Annotated in this window: 21 protein-coding genes and 3 pseudogenes; 10 read left to right on the forward strand and 14 right to left on the reverse strand. The window is 72.7% G+C overall.

Translation table 11 applies throughout. The annotated features are described in order from the left end of the window. Positions 1–8 precede the first annotated feature (8 nt). From OP18_RS03570 to mctP, 3 genes are all read left to right on the forward strand, one after another. On the forward strand, positions 9–992 hold the full coding sequence (locus OP18_RS03570; protein WP_052386170.1) for a threonine ammonia-lyase: 984 nt from the start codon (positions 9–11) through the stop codon (positions 990–992). Positions 993–1,269: 277 nt separating this feature from the next. Continuing rightward, positions 1,270–1,491, forward strand: coding sequence for a DUF3311 domain-containing protein (locus OP18_RS03575; protein ID WP_033357190.1), 222 nt, complete (start codon positions 1,270–1,272; stop codon positions 1,489–1,491). 6 nt (positions 1,492–1,497) lie between these two features. Beyond that, on the forward strand, positions 1,498–3,186 hold the full coding sequence (mctP, locus tag OP18_RS03580) for a monocarboxylate uptake permease MctP (protein WP_052386171.1): 1,689 nt from the start codon (positions 1,498–1,500) through the stop codon (positions 3,184–3,186). A 42-nt stretch (positions 3,187–3,228) separates the two neighbouring features. On the opposite strand, the gene OP18_RS61725 is transcribed toward mctP, so the two are convergent. The 3 genes from OP18_RS61725 to OP18_RS03595 are packed head-to-tail and all read right to left on the reverse strand — an operon-like array spanning position 3,229 to position 5,313. Then, the gene (locus OP18_RS61725) at positions 3,229–3,702 is read right to left on the reverse strand and encodes a MarR family winged helix-turn-helix transcriptional regulator (protein ID WP_279327105.1); all 474 of its coding nucleotides are present in this window, start codon (positions 3,700–3,702) and stop codon (positions 3,229–3,231) included. Further along, a complete protein-coding gene (locus tag OP18_RS03590; RefSeq protein ID WP_033357191.1) occupies positions 3,672–4,787 on the reverse strand; it encodes a hypothetical protein in 1,116 nt (371 codons plus the stop codon). The genes OP18_RS61725 and OP18_RS03590 overlap by 31 nt, the downstream gene beginning before the upstream one ends. Then, complete coding sequence (locus tag OP18_RS03595) at positions 4,723–5,313, reverse strand: sigma-70 family RNA polymerase sigma factor (RefSeq protein WP_052386174.1); 591 nt, start codon at positions 5,311–5,313, stop codon at positions 4,723–4,725. Before OP18_RS03595 ends, OP18_RS03590 begins: the two co-directional genes overlap by 65 nt. 174 nt (positions 5,314–5,487) lie before the next feature. On the opposite strand from OP18_RS03595, the gene OP18_RS03600 reads away from it, so the two are divergent. Together OP18_RS03600 and OP18_RS60270 are read left to right on the forward strand one after the other, a co-directional pair. Further along, positions 5,488–5,898, forward strand: coding sequence for a VOC family protein (locus OP18_RS03600; protein ID WP_033357192.1), 411 nt, complete (start codon positions 5,488–5,490; stop codon positions 5,896–5,898). Between the two features lie 209 nt (positions 5,899–6,107). Next, on the forward strand, positions 6,108–6,419 hold the full coding sequence (locus OP18_RS60270; protein ID WP_033357193.1) for a hypothetical protein: 312 nt from the start codon (positions 6,108–6,110) through the stop codon (positions 6,417–6,419). A 162-nt stretch (positions 6,420–6,581) separates the two neighbouring features. Here the strand turns inward: OP18_RS60270 and OP18_RS60275 are convergent. Continuing rightward, positions 6,582–6,773 (reverse strand): annotated as a pseudogene (locus OP18_RS60275) (transposase); the annotation flags it as partial. 154 nt (positions 6,774–6,927) lie between these two features. On the opposite strand from OP18_RS60275, the gene OP18_RS51995 reads away from it, so the two are divergent. Further along, complete coding sequence (locus OP18_RS51995; protein WP_156089269.1) at positions 6,928–7,587, forward strand: PDDEXK family nuclease; 660 nt, start codon at positions 6,928–6,930, stop codon at positions 7,585–7,587. Between the two features lie 316 nt (positions 7,588–7,903). On the opposite strand, the gene OP18_RS03615 is transcribed toward OP18_RS51995, so the two are convergent. Continuing rightward, positions 7,904–8,698, reverse strand: a complete 795-nt coding sequence (locus OP18_RS03615) for a GntR family transcriptional regulator (RefSeq protein ID WP_033357194.1) — start codon at positions 8,696–8,698, stop codon at positions 7,904–7,906. A gap of 103 nt (positions 8,699–8,801) precedes the next feature. Between OP18_RS03615 and OP18_RS03620 the strand changes: the two genes are divergently transcribed. Then, positions 8,802–10,016 (forward strand): pyridoxal phosphate-dependent aminotransferase, encoded by a 1,215-nt coding sequence (locus OP18_RS03620; RefSeq protein WP_033357195.1) that lies wholly within the window; start codon positions 8,802–8,804, stop codon positions 10,014–10,016. Between the two features lie 6 nt (positions 10,017–10,022). Here OP18_RS03620 and OP18_RS03625 read toward each other — a convergent pair whose 3' ends face one another. Together OP18_RS03625 and OP18_RS03630 are read right to left on the reverse strand one after the other, a co-directional pair. Next, positions 10,023–11,558 (reverse strand): Hsp70 family protein, encoded by a 1,536-nt coding sequence (locus OP18_RS03625; protein WP_052386176.1) that lies wholly within the window; start codon positions 11,556–11,558, stop codon positions 10,023–10,025. Between the two features lie 29 nt (positions 11,559–11,587). Then, entirely contained in the window at positions 11,588–12,472 is an 885-nt protein-coding gene (locus OP18_RS03630; protein ID WP_033357196.1) for a PAC2 family protein, read from the reverse strand. Positions 12,473–12,559: 87 nt separating this feature from the next. Here OP18_RS03630 and OP18_RS03635 point away from each other — a divergent pair, with 87 nt between their 5' ends. Then, the gene (locus tag OP18_RS03635; RefSeq protein ID WP_033357197.1) at positions 12,560–14,116 is read left to right on the forward strand and encodes a glycosyltransferase family protein; all 1,557 of its coding nucleotides are present in this window, start codon (positions 12,560–12,562) and stop codon (positions 14,114–14,116) included. A gap of 23 nt (positions 14,117–14,139) precedes the next feature. Here OP18_RS03635 and OP18_RS03640 read toward each other — a convergent pair whose 3' ends face one another. Further along, the gene (locus OP18_RS03640) at positions 14,140–15,843 is read right to left on the reverse strand and encodes a hypothetical protein (RefSeq protein ID WP_033357198.1); all 1,704 of its coding nucleotides are present in this window, start codon (positions 15,841–15,843) and stop codon (positions 14,140–14,142) included. Positions 15,844–15,905: 62 nt separating this feature from the next. On the opposite strand from OP18_RS03640, the gene OP18_RS03645 reads away from it, so the two are divergent. Both OP18_RS03645 and OP18_RS03650 read left to right on the forward strand, forming a co-directional pair. Then, positions 15,906–16,877: a ketopantoate reductase family protein gene (locus tag OP18_RS03645; RefSeq protein ID WP_033357199.1), complete on the forward strand. Its 972-nt coding sequence runs from the start codon at positions 15,906–15,908 to the stop codon at positions 16,875–16,877. A 27-nt stretch (positions 16,878–16,904) separates the two neighbouring features. Continuing rightward, positions 16,905–17,567 (forward strand): HAD family hydrolase, encoded by a 663-nt coding sequence (locus OP18_RS03650; protein WP_279327103.1) that lies wholly within the window; start codon positions 16,905–16,907, stop codon positions 17,565–17,567. Positions 17,568–17,669: 102 nt separating this feature from the next. On the opposite strand, the gene OP18_RS03655 is transcribed toward OP18_RS03650, so the two are convergent. The 6 genes and pseudogenes from OP18_RS03655 to OP18_RS03680 all read right to left on the reverse strand — a co-directional run bounded on the left by OP18_RS03655 (position 17,670) and on the right by OP18_RS03680 (position 26,240). Then, positions 17,670–20,225, reverse strand: coding sequence for an ABC transporter permease (locus OP18_RS03655; protein ID WP_033357200.1), 2,556 nt, complete (start codon positions 20,223–20,225; stop codon positions 17,670–17,672). Positions 20,226–20,227: 2 nt separating this feature from the next. Next, positions 20,228–20,822: pseudogene (locus OP18_RS51065) on the reverse strand (ABC transporter ATP-binding protein). A gap of 223 nt (positions 20,823–21,045) precedes the next feature. Next, complete coding sequence (locus OP18_RS03665; protein ID WP_033357201.1) at positions 21,046–23,595, reverse strand: ABC transporter permease; 2,550 nt, start codon at positions 23,593–23,595, stop codon at positions 21,046–21,048. Positions 23,596–23,598: 3 nt separating this feature from the next. Beyond that, positions 23,599–24,194, reverse strand: a pseudogene (locus OP18_RS51070) (ABC transporter ATP-binding protein). 157 nt (positions 24,195–24,351) lie between these two features. After that, positions 24,352–25,035, reverse strand: coding sequence for a response regulator (locus tag OP18_RS03675; protein WP_033357202.1), 684 nt, complete (start codon positions 25,033–25,035; stop codon positions 24,352–24,354). Continuing rightward, positions 25,032–26,240: a sensor histidine kinase gene (locus OP18_RS03680; RefSeq protein ID WP_033357203.1), complete on the reverse strand. Its 1,209-nt coding sequence runs from the start codon at positions 26,238–26,240 to the stop codon at positions 25,032–25,034. Before OP18_RS03680 ends, OP18_RS03675 begins: the two co-directional genes overlap by 4 nt. Positions 26,241–26,850: the final 610 nt, after the last annotated feature.

Below are 26,850 nucleotides of genomic sequence, written 5' to 3' on the forward strand. Positions count from 1 at the left end.
TGGACCACATGATGTCCCTCAACGAAGTGCTGCACGCCCGCCGCCTCCTCGCCCGGCACCTGCCGCCGACGCCGTCGTGGTCGTACCCGCTGCTGGACGAGGCGGCCGGCCGCGTCGTCGTGGTCAAGCACGAGAACGCCCAGCCGACGGGCGCGTTCAAGGTCCGCGGCGCGCTGAACCTCCTCGCCGGGCTGGACCCGCGGCGGCCCGTCGTCACGTACTCGACCGGCAACCACGCCCGGGCCGTCGCGTACGCCGCCCGCACCTTCGGCATCGCCGCCCACATCGTCATGCCGGCCGCTGCCGCCGAGTTCAAGGTGCGCGCCGTGCGGGCGCTCGGCGCGACCGCGGTCCTGCACGGCGGGCACATGGCCGACGCCGAGGCCCGCGCCGAGGCCCTCGCCGGCGAGCTCGGCGGCCACCTCGTCAGCCCCGGCGACGAACCGGCCGTGATCGCCGGGGTCGGCACCGCCTACCTGGAGCTGTTCGAGCGGCACCCGGACCTCGACACGGTGGTGGTGCCGGTCGGCAGCGGCACCGGCGCGGCCGCCGCCTGCCTGGTCGCCGCCGCGGTGGCGCCCGGCTGCCGGGTCATCGGCGTGCAGTCCACCGCCGCGCGGGCCGCGCACGACTCGTGGCGCGCCGGGTCCTGCGTGCGGCGGGACAACCGTACCCGGGTCGACGGCCTGGCCACCGGCCGCGGGTTCGCGCTGCCGCAGTCGCTGCTGCGTGACCGGCTCGCCGAGTTCGTCCTCGTCGACGACGACGCCATCGACACCGCCCGCGGCGTCCTCGCCGGCGCCGCGCACACCCAGGCCGAGGGCGCCGGCGCGGCCGCGCTCGCCGCGGTCCTCGCCCGGCCGGACCTGATGGGCTCGCGGGTCGCGGTGATGCTCACCGGCGGCAACGCCACCCCCGCGGAGCTGGCCCACCGCTCGCCCGCCGCCGCCCGGTCCGCCGCCGGCGCCGAGCCCGCGGGGCTGTCCCGGTGACCGCGCTCCGGGCGCGGGTCACCGGGCGGGGCAACCGATGCACGCCGCGGGGTCCGCCCTCCCGCATCGCGGGGAGCATCCTGCGAGGTGGCTGACCGACCACCGGCGTGTGACGTGCGACACCGTCCGGCGCGTGAAACCGACCGTTCGCCGATCCGTGCCCCCACCGGTCAGCGGCCGGGACTGTGATCAGGTTACGTCGATCTGCCCGGGCCGCCAGCCGAGCCCGGACACCCCCGTGAAGCAGATACGAGCACCCCCGTGAAGGAGGTCAGCCATGACCGGCCCCGAAAGGCCCGACACCCCCCGGGCCGCGGACAAGAGCCCGTGGAACTGGCTGCTGTTCATCCCGATCGTGCTGCCGCTGGTCACCGTCTGGTACAACGCCGACAGCCCCAGGCTGCTCGGCTTCCCGCGGTTCTACTGGATGCAGCTGGCCATCATCGCCGTCGGCGTCGGCACCACGACGCTCGTCTACCAGATGACGAAGCGGCGGTGACCGGCGATGTGGCGTGACCACCAGCTCGAAATCGCGATCTTCGTCATCCTCTTCCTCGGCGTGAGCGCGGTCGGGTTCGTCGCGGCCCGCTGGCGCCGCCCCGACAACCTCAACCACCTCGACGAGTGGGGCCTCGGCGGCCGCAACTTCGGCGGCTGGATCACCTGGTTCCTCGTCGGCGGCGACCTGTACACCGCGTACACGTTCGTCGCCGTCCCGGCCCTGCTCTTCGCCGCCGGCGCGGCCGGGTTCTTCGCCGTGCCGTACACCGTCATCATCTACCCGCTCGTGTTCCTGGTGCTCGTGCGGATGTGGTCGGTGTCGCACCGGCACGGGTTCGTCACCCCGGCCGACTTCGTGCGGGCCCGCTTCCAGTCCCCGACGCTCGCGCTGCTCGTCGCGATCACCGGGATCGTGGCGACGATGCCGTACATCGCGCTGCAGCTCGTCGGCATCGAGTCCGTGCTCAAGACGATGGGCGTCACCGGCTCCGGCACCATCGCCCGGCACCTGCCGATCATCGTCGCGTTCGCGATCCTCGCCGCCTACACGTACTCCAGCGGGCTGCGCGCCCCGGCGCTCATCGCGTTCGTCAAGGACACCCTGATCTACGTCGTGATCCTCGTCGCGGTGTTCTACCTGCCGTACAAGCTCGGCGGCTGGGGCTCGATCTTCGACGCCGCCGACGCGAAGTTCGACAAGACCGCCTCACCGGCCGACGGCATCCTGCTCAACGCCAACAACCAGCTGCAGTACATCACCCTGGCGCTGGGCTCGGCGCTCGCCCTGTTCCTCTACCCGCACAGCATCACCGGCGTCCTGGCCAGCAAGAACCGTGACGTGATCAAGCGCAACATGTCGGCGCTGCCCGCGTACTCGCTGCTGCTCGGCCTCATCGCGCTGCTGGGGTACGCCGCCATCGCCGCCAACGTGACCCCGCTGAAGAACCCGAACGGCACCAACGACAACAACACCGTCGTGCCGCTGCTGTTCGACAAGCTCTTCCCCGACTGGTTCGCCGGCGTCGCCTACGCCGCCATCGGTATCGGCGCGCTCGTCCCGGCCGCGATCATGTCGATCGCCGCCGCGAACCTGTTCACCCGCAACGTGTACCGCGAGTACCTGCGCCGCGACGCCACCCCGCACCAGGAGGCGACGGTGTCGAAGGTGACCTCGCTGCTGGTGAAGGTCGGCGCGCTGATCTTCGTGGTGTTCGTCGACCCGCAGTTCTCCATCGACCTGCAGCTCATCGGCGGCGTCATCATCCTGCAGACGCTGCCCGCGGTCGCGCTGGGCCTGTTCACCCGCTGGTTCCACCGTGGCGCCCTCATCGGCGGCTGGGTCGCCGGCATGGGCCTGGGCATGTGGATGCTCTACCAGATCCCGAACGCCGCCACGAAACGCGCCCACTTCGGCGGTTCCGCGTTCCCGTTGAAGGAGTTCGGCTTCGACTCCGCGAAGACCATCTACGTCGGCTTCGTCGCCGTCGCGGTGAACCTCGTCGTCGCGGCGCTGCTGACGCTGATCCTGCGGGCCGCCTCGGTCACCGACGGCGGCGACGACACGACACCGGCGGACTACTTCGCCGACGAGGGCGACCCGCGCGCCGAGACCGCCGCCCACCCGGCGATGGCGGCGACCACGGGGGCCCCGTCCGCCGGGAAGGCGGACGTGGCCCCGGACCCGATCACCTGACCCGCACCGGCGGCCGCCGTCGCTCATGACGGCGGCCGCCGGTCAGTGCAGCGTGTCGGCGAGCCGGCGCAGCAGGCCGTGCAGCTGGTCCCGCTCGTGCCCGGGCAGCCCGCCGAGCATCACGGCCTCGACGGCGTCGATCTGTGCGCGCAGCTTCGCGAGCAGGTCGGCGCCGTCGGTCGTCAGGGTCAGGGTGTGCCGGCGGCGGTCGGCGGGGTCGACGGTCCGTTCGACCAGGCCGCGCCGCTGCAACAGGCCCACGACCGCGACGGTGTTGCGCGGGTCGACCCCGATCAGCTCGCTGACCCGCTGCTGGTGGGCGGGCCCGACCCGGCCGAGGCTCATGAGGACCGCGAGGTGGTGCGGCTGACCGCCGACGCTCGCCGACCTCCGCCGGCCCCGCCGAAGACCCCGCCGGAGACCCCGAAGACGGTGCCGGCCACCCGCCCCGGAGCGGGGTGGGTGGCCGCCGTCGGGCGCCGCCGTCAGCCGATCGCGGCGGTCACCTCGGTCCAGGTGCTGTCGTCGCGCACGTTGCCGAGCGTGACCGCCTCCAGGATCTTGCGCATCTCCGCGTCGGTGAGCCGGCCGCCGCTGCTGACCTGGATGTTCACCCCGTCGACCCACCGGTTGCAGAACCCGGCTTCGCAGCTCAGGCCCGGTGAGGGCTGCTGGTTGGAGTTGGCGGCGGGCACCACGTACACGACGAAGCTGCCGGGCGGGTCGTCGCCGTCCTCGCCGCCGAACGGCACGGTCAGCCCGGTCGTCGGCTGGCCCGGCTTGCTGAACAGCAGCCCGGCGTGGTTGCCGTCGCGGGCGGACGCGATGCCGTTGAGGCCGGTCATGGCGTGCACGGCGACCTCGTCGAGGCGGTACCCGGCCGGCACGTACCCGAGCCTCACCGGCACCTTCGCCACCGCCGGCGGCGCGGCGCGCAGCCCGGCGGCCAGGTCCCGCAGCTCCTTCGCCGACGGGTACGCCGCGTCGTCGGAGCTGGCCTTGATCACCGCCCACGCGTCGGTGTTGTACTGCCACGCGAGGGTCCGCCGCGCCGCCCAGCCGTGCTCGGTGTCGGTGACCTCGAGCCCGGGCCGCCCGTCGACGGTCACCTGCCGCGCGCCGGTCAGCTTCGTCGGGTCGTACGCACCGGCCCGGTACACGGTCAGGTACGCGTACAGGTCCGGCCCGCCCTGCCGCGGCGCCTCGCCGTCGACGGCCTTGTCGTTGGTGTCGAGCCCGTCGGCGTAGACCGAGGCCAGCTGGTACGCGGTCGACACGTCCACCGGCTGCGCCACCCGCAGCTTGCCGACCCGGTACGCGCCGAAGGTGAACGTGAACGGCTCCGCCGTCGCCGGCACGGGCTGCGCCGCCGCCACCGCCGCGGGCTGCTCCTGCCGCTGCGGTGCCCCGCCGGTCAGCGCCGGCACCACGACCGCGGCGGCGACGACACCGAGCACCGCCACCGCCGCCCCGCCGGACGCCACCCAGGCGCGCCGGCGTCGACGCTGGACGCGCTGCCCCGACGCGACGATGTCGTCAGCGGCGTACCGCAGCGGCGGTGGTTCTGACGTCGCCAGCTCCACCAGGTCCTGCATTCGCATGGGTCCACTCTCCGAGTTGTGACGGTTCATCCAAGACCACGCCTCCGGCGGCGAGCGCCTCCCGGAGATTCGCCAGACCTCTGGTGGTCTGGCTCCTGACGGATGCGGCCCGGACCCCGAGCACCTCCGCCGCCTCCTCGGCCGTCATGCCGAGGTAGTACCGCAGCACGAGGACCGCCCGTTGCCGTACCGGGACGGCGGCCAGGGCCCGGCGCACGGCCAGGCGTTCGTCGGCGGCGCCGCTGTGGTCGCCCTGGACCACGTCGGGCACCCGGTCCCCGGCCGAGCGTTCCCGCCGCCACCAGGGCCGTCGCGTCTCGTCGATCGCCGCCCGGACGACCATGGTCTGCGCGTACAGGTCCGGCCGGTCGAGCCGGGCCCAGCGCGGATACAGCTTCGTCAGGGCGTTGGCCACCGCGTCCTCCGCGGCGTGCCAGTCCCCGCACGTGACGTACGCCAGGTTCCGCAACGCCGCCATCCGCGACGCCACGAACTCCCGGAACCCGTCCGGATCCTCTGCTTTCAACCGGCCGCTCCCTCCGCCGTAGTGAGAACGGACGCCGCCGCCCGGAACGCTGCACGCCCCCGAGAAGTTTTTTCCGCCCTCGGGTGCAGGCGGGGGTCCCCGGACCGTCAGCACACGGTTGCACGCCGCCGGACGGGTCAGCGCGGACCGGCGCCGCTTCGTAAGATCCACGACATGACCGGTCCGACGCCATACCTGTATTTCGCCGGAAACGCGCGCGAGGCGCTGACGTTCTACGGCGACGTCTTCGGCTGCCCGGCGCAGCTGCACACGTTCGCCGAGTTCGACCGGACCGACGGCCCCGCCGACGCCGTGGCCCACGGCTACCTGACGGGCGGACCGGTCGCCCTCTTCGGCGCCGACGTGGTGGGCGACCGGCCCACGTTCCGCTGCGAGGGCATGATGCTGTCGCTGCTCGGCACCGCCGACCCGGCGACCCTGCGCACCTGGTTCGCCGGCCTCGCCGAGGGCGGCCGGGTCGTCGAGGACCTGCGACGTCGACCGTGGGGCGCCTCCGACGGCCAGGTCGTCGACCGCTACGGCCTGCACTGGCTCATCGGCTTCGAGGGCGACGAGACCGCCTGACCTGCAGCGTCACCGGTCGATGGTGACGCTGCACCCCAGGGCCGTTCTACGCGGGCGAGACCGACAGGCTGGCCGCCGGCCGGCTGGAGGCCCCCGATCACATCTGCTACGACGACGACCTCGGCGGCGGGTTCGGTTTCGAGTTCATCTACCGCCAGCCGGTCAACGACCGCGAGACCGAGGCCGTCGTCCAAGGCCGCCTGTCCGAGATGTTCCTGGCCTACAACTGGGACGGCGACGACCACTGGACGGTGGACGCTGTCCGGCAGCGGTGGCGCGACCGCAGCCGAGTGCGGGAGTGGGCGGTCGCGATAGCCGCCGACTGGGGAGCCGACACCCACCCGCACTGGGGCTACCACGGCGATCCCAGATACCTGGGCCATTATCACGACGCCGCTCGAGGCCACCGGGCCTTCATCGCCTACCTCGACGACGGCCTCGAGGCCTACCTGCGTGGCTACCTGTTCTGGCTCGACCAGCGGCGCGAGCCCGGACCCGCGGACACCGTCCCGCACCTGTGAAGCGGCGATCTGCCGAAACCCGGCGCCTTGCGCCAGCAGGTTGTGGACGAGGGCGTGGTGGGCACGGCGGCGTTCGGCCATCGCCCCGGTCGGCTCGGCCGCAGGGCCGGGCCTGGACTCCTCGGCAGAAGCTGTGCGGGGGTCGTCGGGCTCGTTGAGACAGGTCTTGTGCTGAGCTACACAGCGTTCCACGGCGGCGGCCAGGTTCTGCCACAGGTGGAACCGATCGGCGACCTGGACTGCGTCTGGCGCGCCGGTGCGTGCAGCCTCGGCATACGCGCTGGCTCGGTCCCGGATGAGGTTTCGGCACAGGCACGGTCCGGGGCGAGCCGGACGACCCGCACCCGCGGGCAGGAGGCGAAGAAACGTCTACCCGGCGCACCACCCCGCGGACAGGACGGGAGCCGTCGCGTCGCAAGACGAGACAGCCGTATGAGCGCCACAGCGCACGCAACGGCAACGGCGGCGCCGGTGTTACCGTATGCGCTCCCGGACCGAAGGTGAGCCCGTGCAGACACGTCCGACTGGTTCGCCGGAGCCGCGTTCCGTGGCCAGCTGGACCGGCGCCGAGATCAACGCCGTCGACTGGTTGCGGTGGCTGGGTCACCCCGACGCCGGCCGGACGACCGGCGGCGCCGGCGACGGTGTCGACGTGCGGGGCGCGGGCATGGCGGCGCGGGTGCAGTGCGACGGTGCGCCGGTCGGCGACCAGGCGCTACGGGAACTGCTCGGCGCCGCGCAGCACGCCCCGGGTGAGCGGTACTGCTTCAGCGACGCCGGCTTCACCCGCGATGCGGTCTCGTTCGCCGACGACATCGGGATGGCGCTGTTCACGTTCTCGACCGTGGACGGGCTGATCACCCCGGCGAACGAGGCGGCCACCGTGGTGTTCCGTGCCTCGCCCGGCCGGCCTCGCCCACAGTCGACCGCGACCACGCACGCCCGGCCACGCACGCCGCCGCTGCCTGGGTGGGTGCGCGTGCTCGGGGCGGTGCCGTTCGTCATGTTCGTCCTGGGCCTGCTGTTCCTGGCAGTCCTCAGGGCCATGACCGACACCGCGTCCGACGCGATGGCCGACCTCTGGGCTGGCTGGATGACCATCGCCGTCCTCGGCGCCGCCGGCGTCGGGATCGTCGCGCTGATCCGCAAGGCCAACGACCGCTCGTAGGCGCTCCCGCCGGTCTCCCGCGAAGGTACCGCGTGCATGTCGTCGAAGCGATGCCCGCCCGGCGAGGGCCGGTCGTTCCTTCGCATCCGCCAACGTCCGGCGGTAGCGCGAATGCACCCGAGATGACAGCACCGCACACACCTGGCAGATCATCGTCCGACATCCATCACACGGTTCGTAGCAGAGCCCCAATCTCAACCTCGCGAACGACGCCAGACGCGGTTCCCGGCATCTCGACACCGGCTCGCTGTGTCGCCGTGCCGTGCTGCCCGAGGGCGTCGCCGCGCCGTGCCGACCGGGCGCGTCGCAGCGCCCGCTACCCCAGGGCGAGGTCCGGCTCGTCGTGCGGCACGCCCGGTCGGACGCCCGGGATCTTGTACTCCTCCGTCAGCGTGGTCATCGGGCCTGGCCAGGCGGCCTGGGCGACCTCGATCGGCCGGTGCTCGGCGTCATACGCGATGTGCAGCAGCACCAGCACCGGCGTGTCTGGGCGGATCTGCAGCAGCTCGGCCTCCTCGCGGGTGGGGAGGCGGGCGCTGACCTGGTCCTTCGCGCTGGTGTAGCGCCGGCCCAGCTCGGCTTCGACCTCCTGGTAGAGCGGGCGGTCGAACACGTCGGGGCGCTCGATGGAGGTGCCGCGGACGTCCGCGGGGCGGAACCAGGAGGCGCCGACCTCGACGGGGGCGTCGCCGGTGCGCACGAGGTGGCGGCGGACCAGCAGTGGCACGCCGGGGTCGATGCCGAAGCCCTCGGCGACGTCGGCGGGGCAGGGCATGACGCCGACCTGCATCAGGTGCTGGCGGTAGCGGGCGGCGAGCTCGGCGTGGTAGCCGCGCTCGGCGCCGTAACGCCCGCGGGACAGCCGATTCATCCGGCGCTTCGTGCCGCGCACGAACGTGCCCGAGCCGGGGCGGGTGATGAGCAACCCTTCGATGCGCAGCTGGTCGATCGTGCGCTGCACGGTCTGCTTCGCCACCCCGAACTGCGTGGCGAGCGTGGGGATCGACGGCAGCCGCTCCCCGGGTGCCCAGTCGCCGCGGTGGATGCGGGCCCGGAGCTGCGCGGCGATCTGCCGGTGCGGGAACTCCGCGGCCCCAGGGTTGATGGTCATACCCCAAAGCCTAGCCTCCTAGGAAGCTCTACGCAAGCTGATCCGCGCCACATGATGGGAACTGGCTACTGAGGCATGGGAGCGGGGCTCGTACTGTGACTGCATGCAGGTGACTCAGTCCGCGAAGCTGGCCAACGTCTGTTACGACATCCGCGGACCGGTCATGGCCGCCGCCAAGCAGATGGAGGCCGAAGGCCACCACATCCTGAAGCTCAACATCGGCAACCCGGCGCCGTTCGGGTTCGAGGCGCCGGAGGAGATCCTCCAGGACGTCATCCTGAACCTGCCGTCCGCGCACGGCTACGGCGACTCGAAGGGCCTGTTGTCCGCCCGCCGCGCCGTCGTGCAGTACTACCAGCAGAAGCAGGTCTACGGCGTCGACATCGAGGACGTGTATCTCGGCAACGGCGTGTCCGAGCTCATCGTGATGGCGCTGCAGGCGCTGCTCGACAACGGCGACGAGGTGCTGATCCCGTCGCCGGACTACCCGCTGTGGACCGCCTCGGTCAGCCTCTGCGGCGGCCGCGCCGTGCACTACCTCTGCGACGAGTCCAACGACTGGATGCCCGACGTCGACGACATCGCCGCGAAGGTCACGCCGCGCACCAGGGCGATCGTCATCATCAACCCGAACAACCCGACCGGCGCCGTGTACTCCCGCGAGATGGTCGAGCGGATCACCGAGGTCGCCCGCCGGCACAACCTGCTGGTGTTCTCCGACGAGATCTACGACAAGATCCTGTACGACGACACGACGCACGTCTCGACCGCCGCGGTCGCACCCGACCTGCTGACGCTGACGTTCAACGGCCTGTCGAAGGCGTACCGGGTGGCCGGCTTCCGCACCGGCTGGCTGGTGCTGTCGGGGCCGAAGCAGCACGCGAGCAGCTACATCGAGGGCCTGGACATCCTCGCGAACATGCGGCTGTGCCCGAACGTGCCGACCCAGCACGCCGTGCAGACGGCGCTCGGCGGGTACCAGAGCATCAACGACCTGATCCTGCCCGGCGGCCGGCTGCTCGCCCAGCGGGACACGGCGTGGCGGATGCTCAACGAGATCCCGGGCGTGTCGTGCACCAAACCGCAGGGTGCCCTGTACATGTTCCCGCGCCTGGACCCCGAGGTGCACCCGATCAAGGACGACCTGCAGTTCGCGCTGGACCTGCTGCGCAAGGAGAAGCTGATGGTCGTGCAGGGGACCGGCTTCAACTGGCACCACCCCGACCACTTCCGCATCGTGACGCTGCCGCGGGTGGCCGACCTGGAGGACGCGATCGGTCGCATCGGCCGGTTCCTCAGCACGTACCGGCAGGTCTGACACCGCTCACCGGCGCAGCAGCCGGACCGTCCAGATGACGGCGGCGACGGCCGGGGCCACCACGCAGATGGCGCGCCCCGCGACGACGCCGCCGTTCGTCTGTGCGGGCGCGGTGAGGGCGGTGGCCGCGGCGTACGCGCACAGGGCCACCGTCGCCAGGACCGTGACCGCGTCGACGAGCCGGCGGCCGGGCCGGGTCAGCCGGCCGACCCGGTAGTACGTGAGCACCGCGAGGGGCGCGCCGAGCGTGGGCGCGATGAGCCAGTCGGCGGGCGGTCCGCCGGTGGCGGGGGCGATGGCGCCGGAGACGAGGGCGGCCGCGGCGGCGCTCGCGACGAGCCCGATGCCGGCCAGCTCCGCGCCCGACCGCCCGAGCGCCGGCACCCCGGACCGCTCGGCGGGCACCACGTCGGCAACAGCGGCAACCTCGGGACCAGGGACAGCCACCGGCTCAGGGGCAGGAGCAGGCGGAGGGGGCCCGCAGTGCAGTGCCCCCTCCGCCACCACCAGCTGCGGCTCCTCCAGGACCGTCGCCGTCCGCCCCGTCGCCCGCAGCAGCAGCGTCGCGACCAGGGGCGTCCGCGTCGCCCCGCCCACCAGGAACCACCCGGCGAACCCGTCCGCCGGCACCCGCGACTCCCGCGCCGTGGCCAGGGTGACCTCGATCGTGCGGCGCAGCAGCGGCTCCGCCGCCGTCTCGTACTCGGCGCGGGTGACCAGCACGTCCTGCCCGGCGGCGGCGACGTACACGGTGGCGGACGCGTTGCGGGTCAGGCTCTCCCGCGCCGCCCGCGCGTCCTGCCACACCAGCAGCCGCTGCCGCTGGTCGTCCGGGGACGCGGGCCGGCGCAGCCGCGCGGCCACGGGCGCCGCGGAGCGGTCAAGCGCGGCGCACACCAGGTCGAACACGGCGGTGTCCAGGTCCAGCCCGCCGACGTCGTCGAGTCCCCGGTACGCGAGGGTGTCGAACCCGCCGGGGGTGCGCCGCACGACGCTGGCGTCGAACGTGCCGGCGCCCAGGTCGTACACGACGACGCTCTGCCCGGGGACGATCCGCATGCCGAGCACGGCGGTGAAGTACGCGGCGGCCGCGACCGGCTCGGGCACGAGCACCGGTTCGGGCAGCCCGGCGAGGGCCGCGGCCTCCAGCAGCACCCGGCGGCGCGCCGGGCCCCAGGACGCCGGGTGGGTCATCGACACCCGGCCGACGGGCCCGCCGGCGACCCGGACCGCCTCCGCCGCGACCTGCCGCAGCGTCGCCGCGACGAGGGCCGTGACCGGGTACTCCCGGCCGCCGAGCAGCACGGACAGCTCGTCGACGCGGCGTTTCGGGTTCGGCTCGAACGCCGCCGGGTCGGTGCGCATGCCGCGTTCGGCGTCGCGGCCGGTCAGCAGCGTGCCGTCCGGGGCGGCGAAGACGGCCGAGGGCAGCAGCGGCGAGCTGTCGAACAGCAGCGCCCGGCTGCGCCCGTCGGGGCGGCGCAGCACGGCGACGGTGTTGGACGTGCCGTAGTCGATGCCGAGGTCCGCGCCACCAGTCACGGCCGCTCAGCCTAGGCGACGGCGGGCGGCTACCAGGCGCCGGTCGCGGACGGCCCGGCCTGCCCGCCGCGCCGGCGCAGGTACTTCTCGAACTCCTGCGCGATCTCGTCACCGGACAGCGGCTGCAGGCCGGCGTCGCCGGAGCGTTCCTCCAGCTCGCGGACGTACTCGGCGAGCTCGGCGTCCTGCTCGGCGGCCTGCTTGAGCCGCTCCTCCCACTCCGAGGACTCCTTGGCCAGGTCGCCGGTCGGCACGGGCAGGTCGAGGACCTCCTCGACGCGGTGCAGCAGGGCGAGGGTGGCCTTCGGGCACGGCGGGTTGTTCGCGTAGTGCGGCACGTGCACCCAGAACGACACGGCCTCCAGGTCGGCGCGCACGCACGCGTCGTGCAGGACGCCGACGATGCCGGTCGGTCCCTCGTACCGGGTCGGGGTGAGGCCGAGCCGCTCGGTGGTGTCGGTGACGGTGGCGCCGCGCGGCGCGGAGCCGCTGACCGGCAGCGGCCGGGTGTAGGGCACGTCGGCGAGCAGCGCGCCGAGCAGGACGATGCGGCTCACCTCGAGGCTGTGGCAGACCTCGAGGACCTGCTCGCAGAAGGTGCGCCAGCGCATGCTCGGCTCGATGCCGCGGATGAGGACGATGTCGCGCTCCGCGTCGGGCGGGGTGGCGACGGAGAACCGCGTGGTCGGCCACTCGATGCGGCGGGTCTCGCCGTCGGACATCGTCACTGTCGGCCGGTTGACCTGGAAGTCGTAGAAGTCCTCGGGGTCCAGCGCGGCGATGGGCTCGGCGCCCCACTCCTGCTCGAGATGCTCGACGACGGCGGTCGACGCGTCGGCAGCGTCGTTCCACCCTTCGAACGCGGCAATCGCGACAGGGGAGCGCAGCACGGGCAGGCCGTCGAACTCGGTCACGGTCCCAGCCTACGTGGGCGACCGCCGGATGGCTTGCCGGCCGCGCCCGAGGTGTCAGTTTCCAAGATCACCTTGTACCATCCCGGGGTGCATAGCGGACCCCGTTCCTGGCTGCTCGCCTTCCTCGCGTTCTTCCTCGTCTTCGGGGCGTGGGCCGTGGCGGCGCCGTTCGACGGTCCGGCCGACGAGGTGCAGCACAGCATCCGCGCCGCGGGCGTCGGATCGTTCGCACCCGGACAGATCTTCGCCGAGCCGCGGACCGTCCCGGACGCGTTCGGCCGCCCCGGCATGGGCGCCTACCAGCGGGTTCCCGCCGGGATGGACGCGCACGCGGTCTGCTGGGGGTTCGACCCGACGAAGTCCGCCGCCTGTGCGAAGGGGCTCAGCGGCGGCCCGGTCACCGAGGTGAGCACCAGCGCCGGCCGGTACAACCCGCTGTTCTACCTGGTCGTCGGCCCGCCCCTGCGGTGGCTGCCCAACTGGGGCGGCCTGGTCGTGGCGCGGCTGCTCAACGCGGCGATGTGCGCGGCGCTGATCGCCTCGGCGTTCCTCGCGCTGCGCCGCTGGTCCCGGTTCGGGCTGCCGGCGACCGCGCTGCTGTGCGTGGCCACCCCGATGCTCGCCCATCTGGCCGGTGGGGTGAACCCGAACGCGCTGGAGATCGCGGCCGGGATCGCGTTCTTCGCCGCCGGCATCCCGCTGCTCCTGGAGCCGCCCGACCCGGCGCGCAAGCCGCTCGTCACGCTGCTGGGTGTTTCGTCGGTACTGCTGCTGACGCTGCGTTCGGGCGGGCCGGCCTGGTTCGTGTTCGGGCTCGCCGCGCTGGCGCTGCCGCTGCGCTGGGCGTGGCTGAAGCAGTGGTGGGCGCACACCCGGGTCAAGCTGTGGTCCGCCGGGGTGGTCGTGGCCGGGCTGCTGTCGGCCACGTGGATCGTCGTCATGCGCACCGGTGAGCTCGTCCCGCCGCCGCCCGGCCTGTGGGACTACACCACCGGCGAGGCGGTCACCCAGTACGTCGACAGCTGGTACCAGCTGCTCATCGGCATGATCGGGGTGGCCGGCTGGTTCGACACGAAGCTGTGGAGCCCGTTCTACCTGGTGTGGATCATGATCGTCGGCGGGATGGTCGTCCTCGGCGGCGTGGTCGGCGGCTGGGTCACCCGCTGGCGCTACCTGGTCTTCCTGGCCGGTGGCGTGGTCCTGCCCGGGATCCTGCAGGTCAGCCAGGCGAACGTGACCGGGTTCATCACCGGCGGCCGGTACATGCTGCCGCTGCTGGCCGGCATGCCGCTGCTGGCCGCGTGGGTCCTGGAGCGCCGGCTGTTCGACGCCGGGCAGGCCCGGACGCTGAGCCGCACGTTCGTGCTGTTCCTGCTGCCGGTGCACGCCGCGCTGCTGGTGTTCGCGATGGTGCGCTGGCAGCGCGGCCTCGCCCCGGACGCGGGCCTCGGCTGGTTCAACCCGCTCGCCGGTGACTGGCACCCGCCGACCGGGTCGGTGCTGCCGCTGCTGCTGATGCTCGCCGGGCTGGCGCTGACCGCCGTGGTCATGTGGCGCACGCCGGTGGCCGGCCCCGCGGACCCGGCCGCCGAGCCGACGCCGGCGACGCTGCCGGAGGCCGACCCGCAGCCCGCCGCGCACTGAGGTCGCACCGAGGTCGCGCTGCGTCACGCCGGGGCGGGTGCCGGCCGCGGCGCGGTGACCGGACGCTCCGGCGCGCCCTCGACGGCGGCGTCCTCACCACGGCGGTAGAGCCACAGCAGCGTGCCGGCGAACGCCGCCACCGCCACGAGGCTCACCGTGACGTACCCCCAGTGCAGGTGGTGGCCCTTCCACACGGCCGCGACCCAGACCAGCGCCCAGTACGCCGCCTGCGCCGCCACCGCGAACCCGGTCAGCCACCGGGGCAGGGTGCTGAACAGCACGCCGGCACCGGCGAACAGCAGCAGCATCGTCGCGTACGAGCCCTGGTGCAGGTGGGTCGTCGACGGGCCGTACATGAGCAGCACCCACCCGGCGAGGGAAGCGCCGGCGAGGCCCAGGACCAGGCGCAGCCGGCCGGGGTCGGCGGCCGCCCGCAGCCTCCGGCGGGCGTCGCGGCGCAGCAGCGCGAGCCAGCCGAGGGTGAGCGCGCCGAAGGACAGGGCGAGGTAGCGGAACTCCTCGTCGCGCACGACGCTGGTACGGCGGTGGCCGAGCAGCTGGTACTGCACGTCCTGTACGCCGAACAGGGTGGCGGCGTTGGCGGCCTTGTTGGCGAGGGCGCCGGTGACGCCGTCGGCGCCGTACCGCACCCGCAGCAGCTCGCCGAGGGGGCGCCCGTCCGGCTCGGCGATGCCGGCGAGGTGCATCTTCAGCAGCCGGTCGCCGGGCGGGTCGTAGAGCCGCTGGTAGGCGACCCAGGGCGCGACCATGAGCAGCGCGGCCGCCGCCGCTGCCCCCAGCGACGCCCAGGACGGGCGGTGCCGCGGCAGCAGCAGGGCGGCGCCGACCGGCAGGAGCGTGAACACGACCCCGCCGTGCGCGACCATCGCGGCACCGGCGGCGAGCCCGCCGATCGTCCAGCTCCACCACCCGCGCCGGTCGAAGAACCACACGCCGCAGGCGAGCAGGACCAGCGCCGCCGGCAGCAGCTTCGGCCAGGTGAACACCGAGTTGAAGAAGCACAGCCCGGTGCCCGCGCACACCGCGATGACCAGCGCGACGGCCCGGGTGGTGACCCGCAGCGCCCGCAGCAGCCCCCACATGGCGGGCAGCCACAGCACCTGCAGCAGGACCGTCAGCACCTCGTAGCTCATGACCCGCCAGGCGGGGGACTCGGTCAGCGGCGCCTGCAGCAGCTGCACGCCGGACTGCAGCGGCGGCCGGTCGCTGCCCTGCCAGTCCCAGGTCACGGTGCGCGGGTCGCCGTGGTGGACGTTGTCGGCGAACAGCTGCGGCAGGATGTTGTCGCCGGTGAACCCGCTGAGGTGGCAGAAGCCGTTGACCTGGCCGGCGACCGGCGCGATCGTGCAGGAGAACGTGACCGCCGCGTACGTGAGGGTCAGCGCCAGCAGCAGCACCAGCGGCGCGGCGACGTCCAACCGGCGCAGGGCGGCGCGCAGGTCGCGGCGCAGCACGATCCAGGGCGCGGACAGCAGCGCGGCGGCGGCGAACACGGCGACGGCCGCGTCGCCGAGGCGGTGCGCGGCGAAGAACGCCCACAGCGTCACGTACCCGCACAGGCAGCCGACCAGGCCGGCGACCGGCACGACGAGGTACGCCGGGACGCGGTCCCGGCGGGCGAGCAGCAGTCCGGCGAGCAGCCCCGGCGCGAGCAGCCACAGCGCCTGCACCAGCAGCAACGGCAGCAGGTAGACGCTCGAACGCATGGCGTGATTATCACGGAACGTATGCATGATCGATGCGTTTCGTCGCGAAATACCCTGGGGTGATGCGATGGATGATCTACGGCGCGGGAGCGGTCGGCGGGGTCGTCGCCGCCCGGCTGGCGATGGCGGGCCACGACGTGGCGGTCGTCGCCCGTGGCGCGCACCTCGAGGCGATCCGCCGGGACGGGTTGACGCTGCGCCAGCCGTCCGGTGACACGGTCGTCCGGCTCGACGCGTACGAGCACCCGGCCGGCACCGGCAAGGACGTCGTCGTGCTCGGCATGAAGGGCATGGACACCGCGGCGGCGCTGGTCGCCCTGGAGGGCTTCGAAGGGCCGGTGGTCTGCCTGCAGAACGGGGTCGCCAACGAGCGGGCCGCGCTGCGGCACTTCCCCGACGTGTACGGCGTCCACGTCATCCTGCCCGGCAGCCACCTCGCCCCGGGGGTCGTCGAGGCCCACTGCGAGCCGGTCCCCGGCATCCTCGACCTGGGCCGCTACCCGGCCGGGACCGACGCGACGGCGCAGCGGCTCGCCGCCGGCCTGGAGTCCGCCGGGTTCGTGTCGCAGCCGCGGGCGGACATCATGCGGTGGAAGTACCGCAAGCTCGTGCTCAACCTCGGCAACGCGGTCGAGGCGCTGTGCGGGCGGGTCGCCGGCCTCGACGAGGCGGCCGCGCCGGTGCAGGCCGAGGGGGAGGCGGTGCTGCGCCACGCCGGGATCGACGTCGCGACGCAGGAGGAGGACCGGCAGCGCCGCGGCGACATCATGCGCTGGCCGTCGGACGCGGCCCGGGCCGGCGGCTCGTCGTGGCAGAGCCTCGCCCGCGGCACAGGCACCGTGGAGGCCGACTACCTCAACGGCGAGATCGTGCTCCTGGCCCGGCTGCACGGCACCGCCGCCCCGGCGAACGAGACCGCCCGCCGCCTGGTGCAGCGCGCCGCCCGGCAGGGCCTGCCGCCGGGCAGCATGACCCCGAAGGAGTTCCTCGACGCGGTCGAGGCCGTGACCTTGCGCACGATCGGCCGGTCGTGACCGGGTCCCTCGGGCAGGATCCGTCAGGTGGCTTCTGACGACCGGCTCGCGGCCGTGCTCTTCGACATGGACGGCACCCTCGTGGACAGCGAGAAGGTGTGGTCCGTCGGCCTGACCGAGCTCGCCGCCCACTACGGCGGCGTGCTGTCCGCGCAGGCCCGGCACGCGATGGTCGGCAGCAACATGACCGACTCGATGCGGCTGCTGCACGCCGACCTCGGCCTGCCCGCGAGCGTCAGCACCGACGACAGCGTGGTGTGGCTGGAGACCCGGGTCAAGGAGCTCTTCCACGGCGGGATCGAGTGGCGGCCCGGCGCCCGGGAGCTGCTCGCCGCGCTGCGTGCCGAAGGTGTACCCCTCGCGCTGGTGACCGCCACGCACCGGCACCTCGTGGACGTGGCGCTGCTGACGATCGGCGCCGACAACTTCGACGCGGTCGTCGCCGGCGACGAGGTCGACCGGACCAAGCCGCACCCGGCGCCGTACCTGACCGCGGCGCGGCTGCTGGGCACCACCGCCCCGCAGTGCGTCGCCGTGGAGGACTCGCCGAACGGGCTGCTCAGCGCCCGCGCCGCCGGCTGCGCGGTGCTCGGCGTGCCGTGCGAGGTCGACCTGGACCCCGAGGGGGTCACGCTGGTCGGCTCGCTGCTCGACGTGGACGTGGCGTACCTGCGCAAGCTCGTCGCCTGAGCGCGCTCGTCGGGTGGGCGCGCTTGTCGCCTGAGCGCACGTTTCGGGTGAGCGCGGCGAAGGGGGCGCCCCCGTGGGCGCCCCCTTCGCATACCGTGCCGGTCAGTCGTGCGCGATGGCCTGCAGCACGTTGACCCGCGAGGCGCGGATCGACGGCAGCACCGCCGCGACCACCCCGACCAGCGCCGCGAGGAGCAGGTACGTCGCCATCTGGCTCCACGGGAACGCCAGCTTCGTGAACCCGTCGTCCTTCAGCGCCCGCACCACCGCCGCGCCGAGCCCGGTGCCGACCGCGAGGCCGAGCAGCGCACCGAAGGTGGAGATGACGACCGCCTCGACGGTCACCATCCGCATCGTCTGCGCCCGGCGCATCCCGATCGCCCGCAGCAGCCCCAGCTCGCGGGTGCGCTCCAGCACCGACAGCGCCAGGGTGTTGACGATGCCGAGGACCGCGATGAGGATCGCCAGGGCCAGCAGCACCTGGATCATCACCAGCAGCTGGTCGAACTGCGCGGCCTGCGCGTCGACGAACTCGGCCCGGTTCGCGACCGACACCTCCGGGTTGTCCACCAGCAGCTGGTCGACCTGCCGCTGGATCGAGTCGACCGACGTGCCGTCGCTGACCCGCAGGTAGCCCCAGGACGGCTGCGCGGTGCGGAAGTCCTTCACCACGTCACCGGAGACCACCAGGCCGCCCATCACGTCGCTCTTCTGGTACAGCCCGACGATCTTCACCTGGTGCGGCTGGCCGCGGGTGAACTGCATCGTCATCGTCGAACCGAGCTTCAGGTTGCGCTTCTTGGCGTTCTCCACGTCGATGACGGCCTGGTCCGGCCCGCTCCACGCCAGGGTGCCCTCGGTCGCGACGAGCTTGAACATGCCCGCGTAAGCGGCCATGTCCGGCGTCGCGGAGATGCCCCGGCCCTCGCCGTCGACCTGCGCGAAGTCCCAGTACTCGCTGGCCGCGCTGGCCACGCCCGGCAGCTTCGCCGCCGCGGTCATCACCGCCGGGTCGAACTTCGCCGGCCCGTTGTCGTCGCCGTCGCCGGAGATGATCAGGTCGACGGTCACCTGGGTCGCGGCCTGCGACGACAGGCTCTGCTTCGCCGAGGCGAGGATGACGTTGACGCCGGTGATGAGGGCCAGGCCGACCATCAGCGCGGCCGCGGTGATCGCGGTGCGCCGCGGGTTGCGGCCCGAGTTGAGCCGGCCCAGCTTGCCCGGCACCGACCAGGAGAACAGCCGGCCGAGCAGCGAGACCACCGGCCGGGCCAGCAGCGGCGTGAGCAGCGCGACGCCGATGAAGCTGACCAGGACCCCGCCGAGGATCAGCCACAGCGTGTTGTCGCCCTGCCCGGCCAGGCCGAGGCCGAGCATCGTGCCGCCGGCCGCGCCGACGAGCGCGCCGCTGACGGTGAGCTTGGTGAGCGGCCGGTCCGGGGTCGCGACCTCCTGCAGCGCCGCGATCGGCGGGATGCGGGAGGCGCGCAGCGCCGGCAGGACCGCCGCCACGACCGTCACCAGCAGGCCGACCACGAACGCGCTGATCACCGCGGCGGCCGGCACGCCGACGCTGGCCAGCTCGACGCCGCTGACGTTGCCGAACACCCAGGCGAGCAGGACCCCGACGCCGATGCCGGCGGCCAGGCCCAGCACGGAGGCGATGAGCCCGATCGCGACCGCCTCGATGATGACCGAGCCGAGGGTCTGGCCGCGGCTGCCGCCGAGGGCCCGCATGAGCGCCAGCTCCCTGGTCCGCTGCGCGACGATGATCGAGAACGTGTTCAGGATGAGGAACGTGCCGACGAACAGCGCGACACCGGCGAACCCGATGAGCACGTTGTTGAAGAACGCCAGACCGTCGCGGAACTCCTTGGTCGTCTCGTCGGTCAGCTGCTGGCCGGTCTTGACCTGGAACCCGGCGGCCTCGCCGCCGAGCGCGGCGGCGATGTCGTCGCGCAACTTCTCGTTGGTCACGCCGTCGGCGGCCGTGACGTTGATCGAGCTGTACACGTCCTTCTCGCCGAGCATCAGCTCCTGCGCGACCGGGGTGGTGAACAGCACCTCGAGCGAGCCGCCGAGGGAGTCGCGGTCGCCGCTGTAGCCGAAGATGCCGACGAGCTTGAACACGCGCTTGCCGGGCTGCAGGGTGAGCACGCCGACGTCGTCGCCGACCTTGAGCCCGCCGGCGCTCTTGGCCGTGGTCACGTTGACCACGATCTCGTTGTCGGCGGCCGGTGCCCGGCCCTCCCGCAGCTGCAGCAGGTCCGAGGTGCCGACCCAGTTGCCGCCGAGCCGCGGCGGGCCGAACGTGGTGACGACCTTGCCGTTCTTGCCGATGACCCGGGCGCCGTCGGCGGTCGCCTCGCCGGTGACGCTCGCGACGCCGGGCACGGCGCGGACCTTGTCCAGGGTCGCGGCCGGGATGTTCGCCTGCTGCGACGGGCCGAAGTCCTGGTCGCCGACCTTCGACTTCTGGGTGACGTTGACGTCGGTGCCCTGGTACACGGAGGCGAAGAGGCTGTCGAAGGAGCGGCCCATGGTGTCGGTGAGCACGAACGCCCCCGACACGAACATCACGCCCAGGACCACGGCCAGGCCCGACAGGACCAGCCGCAGCTTGCGTGACATCAGGCTCTTGAGTGTGGCGCGCAGCATCGTCAGACCGTCCCGTCCAGCGCGGACTTGTCCAGCCGCTTGAGCCGGTCGAGGACCGCGTCGGCGGTCGGCGCGTACAGGTCGTCGACGATGTGCCCGTCGGCGAGGAACACGACCCGGTCGGCGTAGGACGCGGCGTTGGGGTCGTGGGTGACCATGACGATCGTCTGGCCGAAGTCGCGCACCGAGTTGCGCAGGAACGACAGCACCTCCGCGCCGGAGCGCGAGTCGAGGTTGCCGGTCGGCTCGTCGGCGAAGATGACCTCCGGCCGCGACACCCAGCAGGTTGAACTGCTGGAAGATGAAGCCGACCTTGGTGCGGCGCAGGTTCGTCAGGCCCCGGTCCGACAGGCCGGTGATCTGCGTGTCGCCGATGAACACCTCGCCGCGGGTGACGGCGTCGAGCCCGGCGAGGCAGTGCATGAGCGTCGACTTGCCGGAGCCCGACGGGCCCATGATCGCGGTGAAGCGGCCCTTCTCCAGCTCCACCGACACCCCGCCGAGCGCGTTGACCTGCGCCTCGCCCGTGCCGTAGACCTTCCAGACGTCGACCGCCTTCGCGGCCACCTCGGTGCGCGTCGCAACCGATGCAGTCATGATTCCCCCTGGTGAATGGTGTGCCTTCATCCTCGGGGCGGATCGGGCCGGTCTCGTCCGCCCGCAGGGCGAGCCGACCACCGGTATTTCGCTGGGGGATCAGCCCGGAGCCAATCTCAGGGTCAACCCCTAGCCCGCCGTCTCAGCGTGCACAGGAAGGGCCCCGGAGATGCGATTCGCCGGCCGGGGCGACCCCGACCGGCGAATCGTTCTCGCGTTCTTGCTACTCGTACGCGATGGCGTTGAGGACGTTCAGCCGCGCCGCCCGCACCGCCGGGATGATGCCCGCCACGACACCGACGATCACCGCGCCGACCAGGTAGAGCACCATCGTGCCCCACGGCATCGTGACCGCCCCGAACCCGACGGCCCGCTTCAGCGCCGTGACGATCGCCGAGCCCAGCCCGGCGCCGATGGCGAGGCCGAGGACCGTGCCGAACACCGTGATCACCACCGACTCGATGGTCACCATCAGCCAGGTCTGGCCGCGCCGCAGGCCGATCGCCCGCAGCATGCCCAGCTCCCGGGTCCGCTCGATGACCGACAGCAGCAGCGTGTTGATGACGCCCAGGACCGAGATCGCCAGCGCCGCCGTCAGCAGGATCTGCACGACGATCAGGATCGCGTCGAAGACGAGCTGGCTGTTGCCGGCGTACTCCTTCTTGGTGACGACGTCGACCTCGGGGTTGTTCTTGATCACCCCGTCGACCGCGGCCTTCGCGTCGTTGACGTTCACACCGCTTTTGACCTGCACGAACGCCTGGATCGGCTGCGGGAACGCGAACCCGGTCTGCGCGTCGGCGTCGGAGATCGTGATCCCGCTGGTCGCGGCGTTGCTCTGGGTGATGCCGACCAGCTTCAGCGTCTTCGTGCCGCCCTTGTTGAACGTCACCTGGAAGCTGTCGCCCAGCTTCCACTTGCGGTCCTTGGCGCTCTTCTCGTCGGTGATGAACTCGCCGCTGTCGAGCCGGTCGACGCGGCCCTGCTCGGCCTTGAGCTTCAGCACCGTGACGGCCGCCGTCATGTCGTCGAACGCGGCGACGAACTCCTGCTTGCCGTTGAACTCCACCGCGTCATACGTCAGCGAGACGGCGGTCTGCGTCTGCGGCAGCGCCTTGATCCGGCGCAGCTCGTCGGGCTGGATGACCGGCGGCACGTCGGAGGTCTGCTGACCCATGACGACCAGGTCGGCCTGCAGGTCCTTCTCCACCGTCTCGCCGATGGCCGTCGACAGCGACGTGAGCACCGTGCTGATCATCGTGATGATCGCGATGCCGATCATGACCGCGCCGGCCGTGATCGCGGTGCGGCGCGGGTTGCGCGAGGAGTTGCGCTTGCCGAGCTTGCCCGGGATCGTCCAGGAGAAGATCGACCCGAGCGCCCCGACGAGCGGCTTGCTCAGCAGCGGGGCGAGCAGCGTGACGCCGATGATGATCAGCAGCACGCCGCCGAACACCAGCAGCAGCGTCGCGTCGCCGGCCCCGGCCAGGCCCCACACCAGGGCGCCGGCGCCGAGGGCGGTGACGAGGCCGCCGGCGATCGTGATCCCGGTCAGCGGCCGGTCGGTCGCCGCCGCCTCACGCATCGCCGCGATCGGCGCGACCCGGGCCGCCTTGATCGCCGGCACGACCGCCGAGACCATGGTGACCAGGATGCCGACCGTGAACGACACGATGATCGCCGTCAGCGGGAAGCCCACCCCGGCGGAGTCCATGTCGGCGGTCGAGGCGAAGAACGCCGCCCCGGCCGAACCCAGCCCGAGGCCGACGAGGAAGCCCAGCAGCGACCCGATCACGCCGATGATCAGGGCCTCGATCAGCACCGACTGGATGACCTGCCCCCGGCCGGCGCCCATCGCCCGCAGCAGCGCCAGCTCCTGGGTGCGCTGCGACACGATGATCGAGAACGTGTTGAGGATCAGGAAGACGCCGACCAGCAGCGCGACCACGCCGAAGCCGAGCAGGAAGTAGTTGACGTAGGCCAGCAGGTCCCGCAGCTGCTTGCTGGACTCCTCCGACAGGTCCTGACCCGTCTGCACCACATACCCGTCGCCGAGCGCGGCCTTGATGTTGTCGCGGACCTTCGCGTCCGCGACGCCGCTGTCGGACTTGACGTCGATGAGGTTGAACGCGCCCTTCTGGCCGAGCATCAGCTCCTGCGCGGTGCCCTCGGTGAACAGCACCGCGGTCTCGCCCGCCATCGAGTCCCGGCCGCCGCTGTACTGCATGATGCCGGAGATCTTGAACGTCTTGCGCGGCTGGGTGCGGGTGATGACGTCGATCGGGTCGCCGACGGCGAACTTGCCGGTGGCGGCGAGGCCGTTGTTGATGACCACCTCGTCGTCGGCCGACGGCGCCTTGCCGGCGATGAGCTTCGTCAGCTCGTCCTCGCCGCCCCAACTGCCGCCGAACTGCCCGGACCCGCTGGGCACGATCTTGCCGTTCTTGCCGACGGCCCGGGCGCCGGTCAGGAACACCTGGCCCTTCGCCGACCTCACCCCGTCGACGCCGGCGACCTTCTCCACGTCCGCGGCGGTCAGCGGCTTCAGCGACTGGGCCGGACCGCCGCCCTGCGACTCGACGTCGGCCTTCGTGGTGACCTGCACGTCGGTGTTGGTGTAGATGTCGGCGAAGATGTTGTCGAACGTGCGGCCCAGCGTGTCGGTCAGCACCAGCGAGCTGGCGATGAACATGACGGACAGCACGACCGCCAGGGCCGAGAGGATCAGCCGGAGCTTGCGCGCCAGCAGGCTCTTGAGCGTTGCGCGAAGCACGGCTCAGCCCGCCCGCGGCGCGTCGGCGGCGCTCTCGACCTTGGCGTCGAGCCCCTTGAGCTTGTCCAGCACCGCGTCGGCCGACGGCGAGCGCAGCTCGTCGACGATCCGGCCGTCGGCCAGGAAGATGACCCGGTCCGCGTAGGACGCGGCGTTGGGGTCGTGGGTCACCATGACGATCGTCTGGCCGAACTCCCGCACCGAGTTGCGCAGGAACGACAGCACCTCCGCGCCGGAGCGCGAGTCGAGGTTGCCGGTCGGCTCGTCGGCGAAGATGACCTCCGGCCGCGACACCGCTGGAAGATGAACCCGACCTTGGTGCGGCGCAGGTTGGTCAGATCACCGTCGGACATCCCCGTCAACCGGGTGTCACCGACGAAGATCTCACCGCGCGTCACCGAGTCGAGCCCGGCGAGCGTGTGCATCAACGTCGACTTGCCGGACCCGGACGGGCCCATGATCGCGGTGAACTGCCCGCGCTCCAGCTCGACGCTCACCCCGTGCAGCGCGATGACCTGGGCCTCGCCGCTGCCGTACACCTTCCACACGTCCACCGCGCGGGCGGCGACCGCCTGCCCGGTCGTGACTGTCGTGGTCACGCTCGATCCCCCTCTGGTTTCGTGAATGTCCTCACGCTACGGGGTGATCGAGGGCGTGCCGTCCTCCCGGGGTGCCGGTCGTGGCTACTCCCTGCGAAGGAGACCGGTGGGTGCCCCGGAGGAGGATCACCCCGGCCCGGGTCGTAGGCCGCGGGCCTCACGTGCCCGGGCGGACCAGACCCGTCTCGTACGCCAGGACGACGGCCTGCACCCGGTCGCGCAGCCCCAGCTTCGTCAGCACGTGCCCGACGTGCGTCTTCACCGTCGTCTCGCTCACCGACAGGGCCCTGGCGATCTCCGCGTTGGACAGCCCCCGCGCCAGGTGCACCAGCACCTCCCGCTCCCGGTCGGTCAGCACCCGCAGGTCCCGCGGCGGCGCCGCGTCCGGGTCCGGCAGCGCGTCGGCGAACTTGTCCAGCAGCCGCTTCAGGATCCGCGGCGCCACCACCGCCTCGCCCGCCGCCACCGTCCGGATCGCGGTGACCAGGTCGTCGGCCGGCACGTCCTTGGCCAGGAACCCGCTGGCCCCCGCGCGCAGCGCGCCCACCACGTACTCGTCCAGGTCGAACGTGGTCAGGATCAGCACCCGCACCGGCAGCTTCGCCTCGACGATCGCCCGGGTCGCGGCGACCCCGTCCATCCGGGGCATCCGGATGTCCATCAGCACCACGTCGGGCAGCAGGCGCCGGGCCAGCTCGACCGCCTCGACCCCGTCACCCGCCTCGGCGACGATGTCGAGGTCCGTCTCGCCGCCGAGCACCATCCGGAACCCGGTGCGCAGCAGCGGCTGGTCGTCCACGAGCAGGAGCCGGATGGGCTTCAGGTGCGCGCTCGCGTTCAAGCTGGCTGCCTTTCCACGGTGTCGGCGTGCTGTTCGATCGGGATCCTCGCGTGCACACGGTAGCCGCCGCCCGGCCGCGGCCCGGTGCGCAGCGTCCCCCCGTACAGCATCACGCGCTCCCGCATGCCGAGCAGCCCGTGCCCGATCGCGGCCGTGCCCAGCTGCGGCCCGCGACCCGTGTCACACACCTCCACGACCACGTCCTGCCGGCTGAACGCCATCCTCACCTCGACCGTGGCCGCCCCGGCGTGCTTCAACGCGTTCGTCAGTGCCTCCTGCACGATCCGGTAGATCGTCAGCGCGATCCCCGGGTCGAGCGGCCCGGGCACCCCGTCCACCTTCAGCACCGCCTGCAGCCCGGCCTCCCGGATCTGCTCGACCAGGCCCTCCACGCCCGCCAGCCCCGGCTGCGGCGCCAGCTCACCGGCCGGCTCCGTCTCCGTGCGCAGCACCGTCAGCAGCCGCCGCATCTCCCGCAGCGCGGTGCGCCCCGTCTCCTCGATCGTGGCGAGCGCCTCGTCCGCCGCCCCCGGGTCCCGCTGCAGCATCCGCCGCGACCCGGTCGCGAGGACCCCCATCACGCTCACGTGGTGCGCGACGACGTCGTGCAGCTCCCGCGCGATGCGCCGCCGCTCGTCCGCGACCGCCTGCTCCGTCAGCGCCCGCTGGCTCGTCTCCGCCGTCCTCGCCCGGTCCTCCAGCGCCGCCACGTACGCCCGCCGCGTCGCCATCGTGCGCCCCACCGTGAAACACACCACCGCGCTCATCGCGTTGAACAGCAGGAAGACCCGCGGCTCCAGCAGGAACGGCTCGTCGTCGGTGCGCCCCATCATCGTCGCCAGGACCATCCCCGGCCCCCAGACGAGCACCCCCGCCACCACCGCCGCCCGCAACGGCAGGTACGCCGCCGCCGTGTACGTGACGACAATCACCGAAAAACCGCCGTTGACCAGCGGAAACGCCCCCAGGAACGGCACCGTCGTGTGCACCGCGGTGAACCACACCGCCACCCACACCCACCGCCGCCGCACCGCCACCGCCGCCAACCCGACCGTGTCGAAGACCAGCTGCCACGCCAGATTCCTGGTGCCGAACTCGTCCTGCGCGACCACCGTCGCCGCCCCGCTGACCACCGCAAGCCCCACCGCGAAGGCGATGTCCTGCACCAACGGGTCCGCTCGGCGGCTCAGCACGCGCTTCAGCACCCTTCGTACGCTATCGGCTCCACAGCCCCCCGGATTCGTCACCGCGTCCGAGGTCCGTCTCATGCTTGAGGATGAGACCCCCCGCAGACCGCCCCACCAAAGGGCATGGCACGTCGGCCCGGCAAACTGCCGCGCCGGCGCGCCGGCGTGGCGTGCGCCTGGGCGTGGCGTGCGCCTGGGCGTGGCGTGCGCCTGGGCGTGGCGTGCGCCTGGGCGTGGCGTGCGCCTGGGCGTGGCGGGTGGCCGGGCGTGGCGGGTGGCCGGGCGTGGCGGGTGGCCGGGCGTGGCGGCGCGGGTCGGGCGTGGCGGCGTGGGTCGGGCGTGGCGGCGCGGGTCGGGCGTGGCGGCGTGGGTCGGGCGTGGCGGCGCGGGTTGGGCGTGGCGGCGCGGGTTGGGCGTGGCGGGTGGCCGGGCGTGGCGCGTGGCCGGGCGTGGGTGGGCGTGGCGCGTGGCCGGGCGTGGCGAGCGGCGGGCCAGGTGGCGGACGGCGCGACGCGGCAGGACAGCGCGATGCGGCGGAACGGTGTGGCAAGGCGGGCGTGGCGGCGGGCGTGGCGGCGGGCGTGGCGGCGGGCGTGGCGGCGGGCGTGGCGGCGGGCGTGGCGGAGGG

Source organism: Dactylosporangium aurantiacum (genome assembly GCF_000716715.1).
Classification (GTDB): Bacteria; Actinomycetota; Actinomycetes; order Mycobacteriales; family Micromonosporaceae; genus Dactylosporangium; species Dactylosporangium aurantiacum.